The following is a 17,306-nucleotide window of genomic DNA, read 5'->3' as shown; positions in this document are numbered from 1 at the left end:
GCACCTCCCTGGGCGACCCGATTGAAGTGGAGGGACTGACCCAAGCATTTCGAGCGGATACAAGCGCCACGGGGTTCTGTGCTCTGGGCTCGGTCAAGTCCAACCTGGGCCATCTGGAGGCGGCAGCTGGCATTGCTGGTCTGGTGAAGATTTTGCTACAGATGCGCCATCGACAGCTGGTGCCCAGTCTGCATGCAGCCCAGTTAAATCCCCATATTGAGTTTGACGATACTCCGTTCCAGCTGCAACAGACATTGGCAGATTGGCCGCGACCCACCGTGGGCGTCAACGATGCCACCCAGGAAGTCCCGCGCATCGCTTGCCTTTCATCCTTTGGTGCGGGTGGGTCTAACGCCCATGTGGTGGTGGAAGAGTATCCCGGTGGACCTGCCGCTACAGGTTCCCCTTCCCCAATCAGGGCTACTCCCCAGCCGGGCCGCCCGGTGGGCATCGTTCTATCGGCGAAAACCCAGGAGCGGTTGCAGGTGTATGCCAAACGCCTCAAGGATTTTCTGGTGGACCATCGATCAGCGCTGGACGGGCGACTGCAAGACATTGCCTATACGCTTCAACTGGGTCGCGTCGCCATGGATGAACGGTTGGCCATGGCGGTGTCGACCCTGGATGAACTCTTGGACAACCTGGATGGGTTTTTGCAGGGGCGGAACCGGGGGGCGAATTGTTTTCAGGGGCGTAGGGGGCGCGATCGCACCCCCCTAGCTTTAATTAGCAACGACGAGGACTTCGGCGAGACGGTTGACCGCTGGATACAACGGGGCAAGCTGAGCAAATTGCTGGAACTCTGGACCCAAGGTCTGAGCATCGACTGGACGCGGCTATACCAGGCCACCCAACCCGGTATCGTCAGTTTGCCCACCTATCCCTTTGCCAGGGAGCGCTATTGGCTGCCAGAACTAAAACGGTCGAAGCCAGCTGTCCATGACATCGCCGTGCATGACACCGCCATTCATAAAACCGTTGCTAAGGAGCTAGATGCCCAGACGGTGACCGAGTGGACGTTGCACCCGGTGTGGGATGGGGTTTGCCCCAAAGCAGTGGAGCGATTTCCCGATGGCAATGCCGCCATTGCCATCATTGGCGGCACGCTGGATCAGCTGAGGGCCGTACGCCAGGAATATCCGTCGGCACAGCCATTGGAGCTGCCCAATACCGCCGATTTGGACCCGTGGTCTGCCGTCTTGGATCGCCTACCAGGGTTGGCTCATATCCTCTGGATTGCGCCTGAAACTGAGCCATTATCGCTAGTGGACGACCGGGTGATTGAGGCCCAGGACATCGGCGTCATTCAACTTTTTCGGTTAGTCAAAGCGTTGCTTTCCCTGGGCTATGGTCAAAAAACTCTGGGTTGGACCGTAATTACTGACCAGGCCCAGGCCGTGCTTCCGACGGAGCCCATTCATCCCATCCATGCCGGTATCCATGGATTTGTCGGCAGTATGGCGAAGGAATTTCCCCAATGGCAGGTGCGGCTGCTGGATCTGGACGCCCAGCCCTGGCCGGATGACCTGTGGACCATCCCCCCCAACCCTCAAGGGGAAGCCCTGGCCTACCGGGGAAACCAGTGGTTCCAGCAAGCGCTAATACCGGTGCAGGATCTGGCGGTCAACCCAGAACCGTTCCGGACCCAGGGTACGTACATCATCATTGGTGGCGCGGGAGGGCTGGGGGAGGTGCTGTCTCGACATCTGATCCAGCATTGGCAGGCCCAGGTGATTTGGGTGGGACGGCGGCCCTTGAATCCGGATATTCAAACCAAAATCGACGCCCTGGCAGCGCTGGGGGCGGCTCCCTGGTATCTTTCGGCGGATGCCGCCAACGTCAGTGACCTGGAGAGGGTTCGCAACGCCGTTCAACAAAAGTACGGCTCGATTCACGGGGTGGTGCATTCGGCCCTGGGCAGCTATGACCAGAGTTTAACGGCTATGGATGAGGCCCAATTCCGCTCCGTCCTTTCCTCCAAGGTTGATATCACAGTGCGAGTTGCCCAGGTGTTTGCAGACGCGCCGTTGGATGTCATCCTTTTCTTCTCGTCCCTGGCCTCCTTTGGCAAGGTGCGGGGCATGAGCAGCTATGCGGCTGGCTGTGTCTTCCAAGATGCCTTTGCCCTGGGGCTCTCCCAGATCTGCTCTATCCCTGTCAAGGTGATCAACTGGGGCTTTTGGAGCATCGGCGGCGGTGCCAGAATCTCGGATACCCTCAGGCGGCATCTCCAAGAGACCGAGGGAGTACAGCCGATCAATGCTGACGTGGGCATGGGGGTATTAGAACAGTGCATCAGTAGCAACCTCTCCCCATGGGCCTTTATCAAATCCGATGCCTCAAGGCCCCCTCGGGGTGTGGTGTTGGATCAGACCATAGCCCAGGCACCCAGAGTTGTGCCGTCATGCTTGCCGACCCTGGCGGACTTCTCACCCGCAATTGCAGTTCCAGCCGTGCATCCGCTTCTGGCTGAGCTGGATGGCTGGATGGTGAAATTATTGTTGGCCCAGTTTTTGCAAATGGGTGTATTGCAGAACGGCGTCATCGAAAACAGTGCCACATTGCGACAGCGCACGGGGGTGCTGGCCAAGTATCAGATTTGGTGGGATGAGGTGATGTCGGCCTTTGGCCAACAGGGATGGGTCCACCTCAACAACGGCACCATCACCGTTGAGGATGCCGCATTGCTTGAAAACCCTGAGCTGATCTGGCGGCAATGGCAGGCGTTTTGTCAACAGACCGATCAGGATGATGAGATGCGGCCACTGACCGCCATCATTGATGAATGCTTTCGGGCACTGCCTGCCATTGTGCGCGGCCACACATTAATTACGGACATTCTATTTCCGGCAGGTGCCGTGAACAAAATGGAAGTCCTCTATAAGGACAACTCCATCGCCCATTTCTTTAATACGGCCCTGGCGGAAGTTGCTGCTGCCTGGTTACAGCAGCGCCTGGACGTCGATCCTCAAGCCCAAATTCGCATCCTCGAAATTGGTGCGGGGACCGGTGGGACCACATCCACAGTGCTGCCCCACCTGGCCCCGTTCAAACAGGCGATCGCAACCTATTGCTACACGGACATTTCCAATTCGTTTTTGATGGATGCCGCCCAGCGGTATGGTGCGACCCATCCCTACCTGGAATACAAAATTTGTGACATCGAGCAGCCCTTGGCGGCACAGGGTTTGGAGGTGGGGACCTATGACCTGGTGATTGCCACCAATGTATTGCATGCCACTCACTCCATGGGTAATACGGTGCGCAATGCCAAGGCCGCCCTGGCGGAAAATGGGGTGCTACTGCTCAATGAGATGACCGCCAAAACGGTATTTGCCACCTTAATTTTTGGCTTAATCGACGGTTGGTCCCTGGCCCAAGATACTCACCTGCGGATTCCCGGTAGTCCCGGCCTGACCCCCGATGCTTGGCGGCAGCTCTTGGCGGAGACTGGCTTTAAGCACATCCAACTGCCGGTGCCCTCGGCCCAACCCCTGGCCCAGCAAATTATTGTGGCGGAAAGCGACGGCGTGATTAGACAGAAGCGATCTCAAGTTGCCCCTGAACCGATCGCCTTGCCCGTGGCGGAGCGTCACCAGCCACTAGAGAGCCACACGGTGCCAACCATAGACAAATCGGCCTATGTGCAACAGCAGATCGTCGCTTGCCTGTCTCGGACCCTGCGGCTGGATGACAGTCGGTTCGAACTGGATGTGTCATTTTCCGATTACGGTGTGGACTCCATCTTAGGGGCGCAGTTTATCACCTTAGTCAGTGCAGCGTTAGATATTGACCTGAATACGACGATTATTTTCAATTACCCCACCGTGGAGCGACTCAGTGCCCATGTTCTGGAAGCCTATGGCGATCGCATTACCCCGCCTGCGCCCGATCGAGCCCCCGAGTTAGAGACACCGGGTGCCCAGGAACCCCTGGGAACCCAGACTACCCCCGCCTCCAGCCCTGGGCAGGCACCCAGATCAAGGCCGCAGACAACACCGACCGTTTCCCAATCCCCTAGCACCTCCCCAGCTGCCACCGACATTGCCGTTATCGGACTTTCCCTACAGGTCCCTGGTGCCCAAACCCCCCCCGACTTTTGGCAACACCTGCTCAGCGGTCAGAACGCGGTGATCGAATTGCCGGCCCATTATCTGGACCGTGAAACGTACTACAGCCCACAGCGGCAAAAGGGTAAAACCTACTGCCACCAGGGCGGTGTGCTAAAGGATCGAGATTGTTTTGATCCTTTGTTCTTCAATCTTTCCCCCCGCGATGCGGAATCCATGAATCCGCATCAGCGCTTGATTATGCAGGAGGGCTGGAAGGCCCTTGAGGACGCAGGATACAATCCAAAATCTTTGGCTGGCGTTCAGACTGGCATCTTTGTGGGCTCCGAACCAAACGGCTATTTCCATGAGACCTTTACGGGGGCATCGGAGGCCATTATTGCCTCCAGGCTATCCTACTTCCTGAATCTGCGGGGACCGGCCCTGGTGGTTAATACAGGGTGTTCTTCTGCGGCGACGGCCCTGCATCTGGCCTGTGAAAGCCTCAGAAATGGCGAGTGCTCCATGGCCCTGGCGGGGGGCGTCTATGCGTCGATGAACCAGGCCCATCTAATTTCACTATCGGAAATTGAAATGCTGTCGCCGTCGGGTTGCTGCCGCACCTTTGATGCCGAGGGTGATGGCATGGTGTTGTCGGAAGGCGTCGGTATGGTCACACTGAAACGCCTGGCAGACGCCGAAAGGGACGGCGATCCCATCTACGGTGTGATTGCGGCCTCCGGGCTGAATCAGGACGGAGCCAGCAACGGCATCACAGCCCCCAGCGGTGTGGCCCAGGAAGAATTGCTCACCGATGTTTATCAGCGTTATGGCATCAACCCAGAGGATATCAGCTATGTCGAGGCCCATGGCACGGGCACCCGTCTGGGGGACCCGGTGGAAGCCAATGCCCTGACCCAGGCATTTCGCAGATTTACAAATCGGCAGCACTATTGCGCCCTGGGCAGTGCCAAAGCCCACATTGGTCACACGGCTGCCGGGGCCGGGATAATTGGCTTGATCAAGGTATTGCTATCGTTGCAACACCGCAAACTGCCGGGGTTACCCCATTTTGAAACCCTCAACCCCCGGATTGAATTTGACCATGCCCCCTTCTTTATTCCTGCTCAGACAACGGATTGGTCGAGGGATGATGGCAAGCCCTTAATGGCGGCTTTGAGTTCCTTTGGCCACAGTGGCACCAATGTCCATTTTGTGATTCGTGAGTATCAGCCGCCGCTGTCGGCACCCACGGATGAGTCGGTTCAAATGCCATCGAATCCTGCGATCGTGCCGCTTTCCGCCAAAGATGAGCGGCGGCTCAGACAGGTGGTGCAACAGTTGCGGGGGTATTTGCGTGACACTCTGCGGGCTGCCGGGCCAGGGACCCTCAGGAATCTTGCCTATACGCTACAAACGGGCCGCGAAGCGATGAATTGCCGTATGGCATTGGTCGTCCATAACCTGGCTGAACTACAGCAAGCGCTGACTGACTGGTTAGCGGATGGGGCCTCGGGGAGAACTGATGGCAGCCTGGCAGCTAACTCTCCTGACCAACTGTCTCAATGGCTGGCAGAGGAGAGGTTTGAAGCCATTGCTGATTATTGGTTCCAGGGAGGGTCAGTGGATTGGCAGCGGCTGTATGGCGATCGCAAACCGGTCCGCATCCATTTGCCCACGTACCCCTTTGCCAAGGAACGCTATTGGGCAAACGGAGCCACCCAAACAGGCATGGGGGCTGCACCTGTCTTGGCGGCTACAGCGCCTACGCCCCTTGATGGTGCTGACACCAGCGACTACCTGCTCGCATCTCCCACCTGGCAAACGGCCCCAGTTCCCTCCGGTGTGCCTATGCCTGAAGGGATGCAGCGACTGATTATCCTTTGTGCTGAAACCACTACTGCCATAGAACGGAGCTGCGAACGGCTGGCGACAGCCAATGCCTCGGTCATCCGTTTAGACCGGCACTCAACCCCGCTGGATACCGCCTATACCGACTTTTCCTTGCAGGTCTTTCAGCACGTCCGCAATAGACTGCAATCCCATGGCAGAACAAAAACCCTGGTGCAGGTGGTGATTCCTGACGATGCAGAGGCCTCGGTGTTGCTGGGCATTGCCGGGTTATTGCACACTGCCCAGCAGGAGAATCCAAAACTGGAGGGGCAGGTGATCGCCCTGGATGTCAGGGACACCGACCAGGGACTGCTGACTAAAATCGAAGCTAATGCCCGCTGCGCCCAGGACACTCTGATCCGCTACGAAAATGGGGTTCGACAGGTCCTCCGATGGCATGAATTAAGTCCTGGTGACCTGTCTGCCTCTGGCCTGCCCTGGAAGGACCAAGGCATTTATCTGATTACCGGTGGGGCCGGTGGTATCGGTTTGATTTTTGCCAGTGAAATTGCCAGTCGGGTTAATCAGGCCACCCTTGTGCTCATTGGCCGATCACCCCTCACATTAGAAAAGGAAGCCCGCCTTAATGCGATCGCACAGAACGGCACCCGCATTGACTATCGCCAGGTCGATATCAGTCAACCGCAGCAGGTACAGGCCCTGATTTTGGATATTCAGGCTAACCACGGCCCCTTGAATGGCGTAATCCATGCAGCAGGAATTCACCGGGATAATTACCTCATCCACAAGCCAGATGACGAGTTTAGAGCTGTTCTAGCCCCTAAGGTCCAGGGCACCGTTAACCTTGACCAAAGTCTGGCCGCTACTCCTTTAGACTTTTTTGCCATGTTTTCTTCCGGGGCGGCGGTGACCGGCAATTTGGGCCAGGCCGACTATGCCGCTGCCAATGGGTTTATGGATCAGTTCGCCACCCAGCGACAAAGACTCGTGGCCGCAGGGCAACGATTTGGCCAAACCCTGTCCATCAATTGGCCCCTTTGGCAGCAGGGGGGCATGCAGGTGGATGCGGCCACGGTGGCGCTGATGCACCAACGGACCGGCATGAAGGCGATGCAGACCACCATCGGCATCCAGGCCTTTTACCAGGCACTGATGGCCAAACACCCCCAGGTGGGTGTGGTTACTGGAGATCTTGCCACCATTCGGCAGCGGTTGTTTGGGACACCGCATAAGGCTGAAACAGTCCGCCAGACTGGGCCGATTGATCAGCAGGCCCTGAGGGCCGCAACGCTACAGCAACTCAAACAGTTGTTGGGCGCACGCCTTAAACTGTCACCGGAACGGATTGCCTCCCAGGAGCCCTTTGAGCGCTATGGCATTGATTCGATCCTGATCACAGATCTCAATCAAGATCTTGAAGCCGTCTTTGGGGAAATTTCCAAGACCCTATTTTTCGAATATCAAACCTTGAGTGCCCTGACGGATTATTTCGTGGCAGACCATCCAGAGGATTGCCAGCGCTGGTGTGGTTTTGGGGGTAAGTCTAGTGGTAATCCCACACCAGCTGTCAGTGCAGCGGTCCCGACCGCTTTGGCCGCCGGGGCTATCAAGGCAACCGGCGGACCCCGCCAGGAACCGATTGCCATCATTGGCATTAGCGGTCATTATCCCCAAGCAGATTCGCTAGCGGCCTTCTGGTCCAATCTGTCTGTGGGCCAGGATGGTGTAACGGAAATCCCACCCGAGCGTTGGTCCCTGGAGGGATTTTATCTGGAGCAACCGGAGGAAGCGGTGGCCCAGGCCATGAGCTATGGCAAGTGGGGCAGCTTCCTTGACGGGTTCGCGGAGTTTGACCCCCAGTTCTTTAACATTTCGGGGCGCGAAGCCATGAGTATGGACCCCCAGGAACGGCTGTTCTTGCAATCGGCCTGGGCCGCGCTGGAGGATGCTGGCTACACTCGGGAAACCCTGCAATCTCGGTTTGATGGCAATGTCGGTGTGTTTGCTGGCATCACCAAGACCGGTTATGACCTGCACGGGGCGGAGTGGCGTCAGCATGGAAAACTGTTTTATCCCCACACGTCCTTTGGATCCGTGGCTAATCGGGTCTCCTATCTGCTGAACCTGCATGGCCCCAGCATGCCCATTGATACCATGTGCTCCTCCTCGTTGGTTGCCATCCATGAGGCCTGTGAGCGATTACGTCAGGGTGTTTGTCCAATGGCGATCGCAGGTGGGGTCAATCTTTACCTGCACCCCACCAACTATGTTGAGCTATCGGCCCTGAAAATGCTTTCTAAGGGCGGGAAATGCCGCAGTTTTGGGGAGGGGGGCGACGGTTTTGTCCCCGGCGAGGGCGTCGGCGTTGTGATCTTAAAACCCCTGGCCCAGGCCTTGCAGGATCGGGACCATATCCACGGTGTGATTCGGGCGACGGCGGTCAACCATGGGGGTAAGACCAACGGCTATACCGTTCCTAACCCCAAGGCCCAGGCCGAGTTGATCCGCAAAACATTAGATCTAGCAGGCATCCACGCACGCACCGTCAGTTATGTGGAGGCCCACGGCACCGGGACGGCGCTGGGGGACCCGATTGAGGTCACTGGCCTCACCCAGGCCTTTCACCATGACACCACAGACGTGGGCTTCTGCGCATTGGGGTCGGTCAAGTCCAATATCGGTCACCTGGAGGCCGCTGCCGGGATGGCAGGGCTGACCAAAATTCTCTTGCAGATGAAGCACGGAAAACTGGCACCCAGCCTGCATGCCGATCGCTTGAATCCGAACATTTCTTTCGAGAACACCCCCTTCCAGGTACAGCGCTCACTGGCGGACTGGCACCGTCCCCAGGTCAACGTTGATGGCACCCCCAGGGAATATCCCCGCATCGCCGGGTTGTCATCATTTGGGGCAGGAGGAGCCAACGCCCATGTGATTCTCGAAGAGTACATGGACGAAACTATCCATCCCCCGCAAGCCGATGCCGACAACCCGCCAGCGGTATTTGTGCTGTCCGCTAAAAATGAAGACCGTCTCAGGGATTACGCGAGGGCGATGCGGGACCACCTGCAAACCCATGTGTCAGCCAACCAGCTACCCGATTTCCTCTACACCCTACAGGTTGGCCGAGAGGCCATGGATCAGCGGCTGGCCATGGTGGTTCATTCCCAATCTGAGCTGGTGGCCAACCTTAGCCTTTTCATTGATGGCCAACCCCTGGGTAAAGACTGTTGTCGGGGACAAGTGGATCACGAACAGGAAATCTCGACCGGGGCAGCGACCACTATCAATCCCAGCAGTCTAGACCCGACCAGGCTGGCCCAGGCCTGGGTGCAGGGGCATCCGGTCAACTGGCATCAACGTTATCGGACCCTACCACCGCGCCGTCTGGCCGCCCCCACTTATCCGTTTGCCCGAGAACGGTATTGGATTGCACCGGGGGAACTGTCCGGTGATGGTGATCGGCCAATCCTGACCCATGCCGTTTCCAGGCCAACGCCCACAGGGTTCTCGACGCCGCCATTGCAGAAGATCCAGAGAGTGCTTGCTCAAGCCCCAGGTAACCAGATGAATTTTGTCAGCCCTGCTGCCAAACCCAAGAATCTCTTACTGCGTAATCTGAGCGTTCCGGTGGCCCCGGATCTACAGGATATGGCCACATCGCCCTTGTCCAATAGCCCTGAGCCGCAACTCTCCGAAGGAACGCTAATCCGTAGCTTAAAGAGGAGTCTGGCCAAGGCTCTGTTTATTGATGAAGGGGCGATCGCAATCAATCAACCCTATATCGACATGGGCCTGGATTCCATCGTTGGCGTTGAATGGGTCCATGCCATCAACAAGGAGTTCGGACTGAGCCTATCGGCCACCCGAGTGTACGATTTTCCCACCATCCGTCAATTGGCCACATATTTACGGCAGGCCTTAGCCGACACAACCCAGGCAACAGAACCTGCCACCCCCAGGGTCGCCAACTCCGATGGGGCAACCGCCAACTCCGATGGGGCAACCGCCAACTCCGATGGACCCGTATCCGAGGCACCCATATCCAATGGGTCAGCACCCACACCGACACCCATATCGACACCCACATCGACCGTGCAAGAGCCCGCCCATGGATTCACAACGACCCAATTAGAGACCTTCTTAGTCACCAGTTTAGCCAAGGCGCTGTTCATTGAACCCAAGGCCATCGACACCAAGAAGCCTTTTGTCGATTTTGGCCTAGATTCCATTGTCGGTGTGGAATGGGTGCACGCTATCAATACGGAATTTGGCGTGAATTTATCGGCAACTCGGGTTTACGATTACCCGACTATCCAGGTGCTGGCGCAGCACCTCAAGAACATCCTGCCTGTCCCACCCACCGTGCCGCCACCGGCCCCCGCTTCCCTCTCTTCTCCGTCTCCCCCAGCACACCCATTAGAGACGTCCGTTGCTAGTCGCGATCGCCAGCCGTCATCCCCCCCACCCCCCGAACCCATCGCCGTCGTCGGCATGTCAGGCCGATATCCGCAGGCTAAGGATCTGGAGCAGTTCTGGCAGAACCTGGCTGTCGGTCAGAATTCCATTCGTGAAATTCCTCGCGATCGCTGGAATGTGGATGCCTATTTTGATCCTAATCCTTCCACACCGGGCAAGATCTACTGCAAATGGTTGGGTGCCCTGGATGAGGTCGACTGTTTCGACCCATTGTTTTTCGGCATCTCCCCTGCCGAAGCCGAAGGCATGGACCCGCAGCATCGGTTGTTTTTAGAAGAAGGCTACCGGGCCTTTGAGGATGCGGGCTACGGTCCCCGCCTGCTGAGCAATGTCAACTGTGGCGTCTACATGGGGGTGATGAGCTATGAGTACGCCTTTTTGCTCCAGCAGCGTCAGGCCGAGTTAACCAACACTGGCAATAGTTTTGCCATCGGCGCGGCCCGAATTCCCTATTTCCTCAATCTAAAGGGACCGGCAATCCCCGTTGATACCGCCTGTTCTTCCTCTTTAGTGGCCATTCATCTCGCCTGCCAGGCCCTCAGACAGCGGGAGATTGACATGGCCCTGGCGGGAGGTGTCAGCCTGTATCTGATTCCAGAATCCTATGTGGGCATGTGCGCCGCTGGTATGGTGTCGCCTGACGGCCAATGCAAAGCCTTTGATGATGATGCCAATGGGTTTGTCCCTGGAGAAGGGGCTGGCAGTGTGGTTTTAAAACGTCTTGCCGATGCAGAAAGGGACGGTGATCACATTTATGGACTGATCATCGCTTCTGGCATCAACCAGGATGGCAAAACCAATGGCATCACCGCCCCCAGTGCCCAGCGCCAGATCGATCTATTGCAGAGCATCTACACTACCTATGGCATCGACCCCAGCACCATCAGTTATGTCGAAACCCATGGCACCGGCACCAGGCTAGGCGACCCAATCGAGCTAGAGGCCTTAACTACGGCCTTCCGTCAGTCAACCGATGGTCAGCAATTCTGCGCCCTGGGCTCGGTGAAGAGCAACATTGGTCACACCTCGGCGGCGGCTGGTGTGGCAGGCGTACAAAAGACACTGCTGGGCATGCAGCACCAACAACTGCCCGCCAGTTTGCACTTTAAAAAGCCAAATCGCCACTTCAAGTTTGCCGAGTCGCCGTTCTATGTAAATACCGAACTCAAGGCCTGGCCAACGGAGCCGTCTTCCCCTCGTCGGGCTGCCGTGAGCGCCTTCGGATTCAGTGGCACCAATGCCCATCTGGTGTTGGAAGACTATGTGGGACCACCCTCTGCGTCGCCAGCACCGAGTGGGCCATCCCCCGTGGTCATCGTGCTTTCCGCCAGACGAGTAGACCAATTACAAACAGTAGTCCGTCAGTTACATGATCATTTAATTGCCACCGAGACCCCAGATGCCATCGAGTTACCGTCATTGGCCTACACCCTCCAGGTAGGCAGGGCTGAACTGGAGGAACGGCTGGCTTTTATTGTGGATTCGATGGATGAACTGATTCAAGCGCTACAGGGATTTCTGGCGGATGCGCCCGGTCATGCCCGGTACTTTCGGGGGCAGGTCAACCCCCATGATGAAACGGTCCAGGCCCTCGTGGATGATGATGCCTTTATGGAAACTGTTGACCAGGGGATGCAACAGGGCAATCTCGATAGCGTTTTGCAATTGTGGGTAAAAGGCCTGGATGTGGATTGGCACCGTTTGTATGGCAGTGCCAGGCCAAGGCGCATCAGTTTGCCCACCTACCCGTTTGCCCGCCATCGCTGCTGGGTAGATGCAGTGGCAGAAAACCCAGGGGGCAGCAGTACCCTGCCTCAATCCTCAGCCACGCAACGTCCACTACTCTCCCCCCTGCAACTGCCAACGCTGACTCTAAAGGACCTTGATCCTCTCGGAGTTGCCAGGGACTTTGTGCCAGCTGCTTTAGAAGACTTGTTGGCCCAATTGCTATGGGGCATATTGCAAGCCATGGGGCTGTTTCAACGAGGCTCTTTTGACTTGTCTGCAGCCATGGCCGCTGGCAAGATTCGTCAGGGATACGAACGTTGGCTACAGGCAGCTCTCCAAGACTTTGTCCGGCGGGGGCAGCTGGATTATTCTGCTGGCAAGTTTGTCACCCCCGATGCTCATCCACCCAGCCTTACATCCCTCTGGACTCTGTGGGACTTGCAGCAGCAGATTGAAAGCCGTGATCCACTCAAGCAGGCCCAGTTTCCCTTGATTGAGGCTTGCCTGCGCTCCTTGCCAGAGATTCTACAAGGCGATCGCACCGCCGTGGAAGTGATGTTCCCAGATGCTTCACTAGAGCTGGTGGAACCGTTTTATCAAGGCAATCCGGTTTCAGACCTGTTCAACGAGATCCTCAGTCGCACACTGACGAGTTGCATCGAACAGCGTATTGCCGCCGATCCTGAGGCTCGCATTCGCATCCTTGAGATCGGTGCCGGTACCGGTGGCATGACCGCTGCTGTATTGCCATGCCTCAAAGCCTTTGGTCAGCATGTGGTCGAATATTGTCACACGGATATTTCCAAATCGTTTCAGTTCCATGCCGAAGAGCAATTTGTTCCAGACTATCCCTTTGTTCGTGCTCAACTGTTCGATGTGGAACGACCGCCTACAGAACAGGGTGTGGCCCAGGGACAATACGACTTTGTTATTGCTAGCAATGTGTTGCATGCCACGCGCAACATCCGGCGTACCGTGGGTCATGCCCGTTCGGTGCTACGGTCCAATGGGCTCTTGTTAATTAACGAAATCAGCCGCAAGTCTTTGCTCGGGCATCTCACCTTTGGGCTGCTAGATGGCTGGTGGCTGAATGAAGACAACGAATTACGCATCCCTGGCTCACCGGCTCTATATCCCGAGACTTGGGAAAAGGTGCTAAGAGAGGAGGGCTTCGCATCGGTGGTGTTTCCCTGTGGGGAATCCCACGAATTGGGGCAACAGATTCTGGCGGCTTCCCTGGGCACACCCCAAAATATTTCTGGAAAAAAAGAGTTTCTGGCTTACCAGGAAGACTGGGGTGCGGCCCCGCTTGAGAAAGAGTTTTTGACTTGCCAGGAAGACTGGTATGCGGCCCCGCTTGAGGTGGCTGATTGGACGCCAAGAATCGATGCGGTCAAGACGAACGAAGTGCTGGTTATCAGTGCAAAATTAGAAGATGCAGACGCCATCACGAAGGTTTGCGAGACCGTCGCCAGGCTGGCTGAATATCCAGCCAATACCTGGACGGTGAGGCATTTATCCCTTGACACCCATGGGTTGGATGAAACCCTGTTGGCTGCCATTGTTCGGGGGGATGTCACTCAACCCCTCACCATTTTTCTGTGTGTGCCACCGATAGTCGATGACGGCATCGATCAGCTTGCTCAGGTGTTTGCCGCTGTTCAGTCTGTGATGCGGGTGATGCATGCCAGGTCGACACGTTTCTATTGTTGTTATACGGAACCCACCGCTGCACACTGGTTGTACGGTGAGGCCTTGGCGGGATTATTTAAGTCCGCGATGGCAGAGTCGGTGAACCATCGCTATCGGGTGGTGTCCCATGACGCCGCATCAGCTACAGACGGACGCACAGCTTTGAGAATAGTCCAGGAATGGCTGTGCGATGAAACCCAGGAACTGCCAGTGGCGATGGTGCCCATGGTCCGTTACGAACAGGGACAACGTTACGAATTGCGGGCGGCTGAATCAATGCCGCCTGCGGATGAGCTTAATGTATTTCGTCAGGGGGCCACATACCTGATGGTGGGTGCCCTTGGCCCTGCTGGATTGCAGGTTTGCGAAGAATTGGGCCGTCGGTATCAAGCGCGGTTGGTGATCTTTTCTCGGCGTGGGGAACATCAAGCAGAGGCAGCGTTAAACCGGATCAGGGCTGCTGGTGCCACGGTGTTCTATCGCTCCGTCGATATTGTGGACCAAACTGCCTTGAGGCAGGCGATGGCGTCCGTCAAGGCCGAGGGGGTAACACTCAACGGGGTGATCCATATGGCGCGGCGGGTGGCCGATGCCCCGATTGTTCAGAAGAATTTCCATGATTTTATTGATGTGATGGCGGCCAAGGTCATGGGTGGTTTAAACCTTGATGCCGTGACCGCCGATGAACCGTTGGACTTTTTTCTGATGTATTCCTCAATGGCGGCATTTGGTATCCAGGGCTCGCCGGATTATGCCTTCTCCGCAGCGTATCAAAATACCCTGGCTCGGTTTCGCGACCAACAAGTCTCCCAGGGACGACGTTCAGGGCGGACCCGGTCCATCTGTTGGGGACAGTGGGATGTGGATGGTGTGGTCTCCTCAGAACAGTTGCCTAAACGACTGGAACGCCTGCGCGGCATGGGTATGGATGCCATTGATGCGGCCTCTGCCATGGCCCTGATGCAGGCCTCTGTCAGGTATGACACCAGTGTGGTGGGCTTTATGGCCGTTTTTGATCGCGAGCGGGTGCGGCGCACGCTGGGGCTGGGGGCGGATAGCCATGTCAGTGAAGAGGCGATCGCAAACGGAATCAAAGCTTATGAGCACCAGCAATGGACGGATTTGGATCTGGCTCGGTTCTTGGATTCAGTTCCCGACCAGGATCTGACTGACTCCATCCAAGCTGAAATCATTCGGGTGATCCGTGCTGCTGATTCGTTTTCACGACCTGCTGAACGGCCTGCTGGAAAGAAACGCAACAGCAACGGTGCTCGTATTGATACTGGGCAACAGCCCTCTAACAGCCCAATCCAAGTCGCAATTAGCCCTAAGCCAGCGTCTAAAGACTCAAATCCATTACGAGCGGCCATTTTGGCCAGTATCAAGAAGACCCTGAAGATTCCGGAAAGTGAACTGGATTGGAACCATCCACTCCAGGATTACGGATTGGATTCGATTATTGCCATGCAACTGGCCACCACATTAGAAAAGCATTTAAATTGTCCAGTGCAACCCCGATGGCTGATTGAGTATCCGACGCTAAATTTACTGATGGAAAAACTAAATAAGGAAGTGAAAGACAATTCATCAAATTAATCCCGTGGCAGCTGCACAACCGGCTCCAAAAGAGAGGACGCGAATCGACTGGTTCGAAAGATGATGACAATCATGACAGAACCAAGCAGATACCAAGCATATGGGTGAATAGGGGGAATTGAATCGAGCCAATGGGTGAACCAGTTGCTCGTCAGGTGAAGATTTCCCACAATAGAGTAGTGGTATTGATAGAGATAGATTCCAAAGCAAAGGATCAGAACAAGCCACATGGCGAGGGTAATACTTTGCAATACCATGGCCGCCAAGCGAGATTCGAGCGAGACTTCTCCTTCAAACTCAAACGCTCGTCTGGTGAGTGCAGGTGTCAGTAGTTCATACAAGTCATTGATGCGTTGCATCATGTCCGGTGGCTGTTGTATTTGCTTACATTTCATCCGGCGAAATTTTCCTTCCAGATACATCTGTATTTCCGCTACAAAATCAAACCCTGGATTCAGAATGCTGATGTTTTGGTCTAATGTGTCAAAAGTACGTCTCATCCTCAGGTACTGCCAATTCACACCAATTTTGAACTCGGCCATGATTTGACCGAGTTCGGCTGAAGAGCTGCCAATGGACTTTTCGTAGTAAGGCAGATTCTTGATCATGCTGCGGGCTGCCTGTTTGTTGAGTACTCGGACAATTCGCCTTTTCACTTTCACGAGGTCTATCGGTGGCAGTTGGCCCATGGTGAGCAATAATAGCTCGGCTGCCTTGTCAAATGCCCCTTCGGCCATAGCTCGGAAATATTGATCGTACTGGGCAGCAAACTTCGGATCGAGTCTGCCAACACTGCCAAAATCAATCAACGCCAGCTTGCTGTTTCTCAGAAGAATAATATTGCCCGAATGTAAATCACCATGAAAAAGTAAATCTTCATACAGTTGTCTGAAAGCACTTTGTAAGAGTTCCTGGGCAACTTTACAGGGATCAATGTTATTTTCTGCAAGCCAGTGCTTGACTCTTTTAGGATCGTCCCTTAATACACTGTTGAAATCACTAACAAATACACCGTCAATGAATTCCATGACAAGAACACGGTCGGTGTTGAACTCCAGATAGACATCAGGCACATAGATTCCATGATCAGTAAGTGTTTGCTTGAGCCTGAGCATGTTGCTGGCCTCCAACCGATAGTCCAACTCCTCTTCCATGCTCGCCTGAATTTCCTGAAGCATTTCATCTAACCTTAAATACTGTAGGGCCTTGAATTGACCCAGAAGATTGAATGCCAGGTTCAACAAGTTAAAGTCATATCGAAAATATTCGGCTGCGTAGGGACGTTGAACTTTAATGACCACCCAGTTACCTGCCTGTTTGCGCCTCGCCTTGTGCACCTGAGAGAGAGAGGCGGCGGCAAACGGTTCCAGCTCGAAATCATCAAATACTTCATCGATAGAAGTTCCCAACTGCGCCTCAATGATCTCCATAGAAAGTTGGGGTGAAAATATCATGGCGCGATCCTGAAGTTTTGCAAGTTCCCTACAAAACTCTAGTGAAAACAAATCGGTTCGCATGGCGAATATCTGCCCCACTTTGATCCACATGCCGCCTAAGAGTTCTAGAAACTCACGCACCTTGGCTGCTCTGCCCTCTTCAGAACCTTGCAGAACGATGTCACGCAAAAAATTGAGCACCAACAGCAACAGTCGACCTAAGATAAAGAAGATCCGCCAAAATTGCGGTTTACTGACCGGCACTTCTTGCAACGCCTTTTTCTCCGATGGTTGTAGTAATGGCGTTGTACATTGGCTTTTCTTTAGCATGGTGGCATTTTAGGGCTCGACGCAAGATAACATTTACCATTTGACGGAGCATCAGCGATGGTTGATCGGCTACAGCGATTCATTCCACTCTGAAATCTGTTGGTGCGATTCGGATGACCAAGCACATGCGGAGAGCGACTAT

At 55.3% G+C, this 17,306-nt stretch carries 2 protein-coding genes; one reads left to right on the top strand and one right to left on the bottom strand.

Annotated features, from left to right (window positions below):
• Positions 1–15,398 (top strand): SDR family NAD(P)-dependent oxidoreductase (locus tag DXZ20_RS19585; RefSeq protein ID WP_431732084.1); only part of this gene is annotated, 15,398 nt, incomplete at its 5' end.
• On the opposite strand, the gene DXZ20_RS19580 is transcribed toward DXZ20_RS19585, so the two are convergent.
• Positions 15,395–17,164, bottom strand: a complete 1,770-nt coding sequence (locus tag DXZ20_RS19580) for an ABC1 kinase family protein (RefSeq protein WP_163699981.1) — start codon at positions 17,162–17,164, stop codon at positions 15,395–15,397. The two genes, DXZ20_RS19585 and DXZ20_RS19580, sit on opposite strands and share 4 nt — an antisense overlap.
• Between the last annotated feature and the right edge of the window lie 142 nt (positions 17,165–17,306).

This window comes from Adonisia turfae CCMR0081, assembly GCF_011009555.1.
In the GTDB taxonomy this organism is placed as follows: Bacteria; Cyanobacteriota; Cyanobacteriia; order Phormidesmidales; family Phormidesmidaceae; genus Leptothoe; species Leptothoe turfae.
Note: the sequence above shows the minus strand (reverse complement) of the source record. Positions and strands in the feature narration are given on the sequence as shown.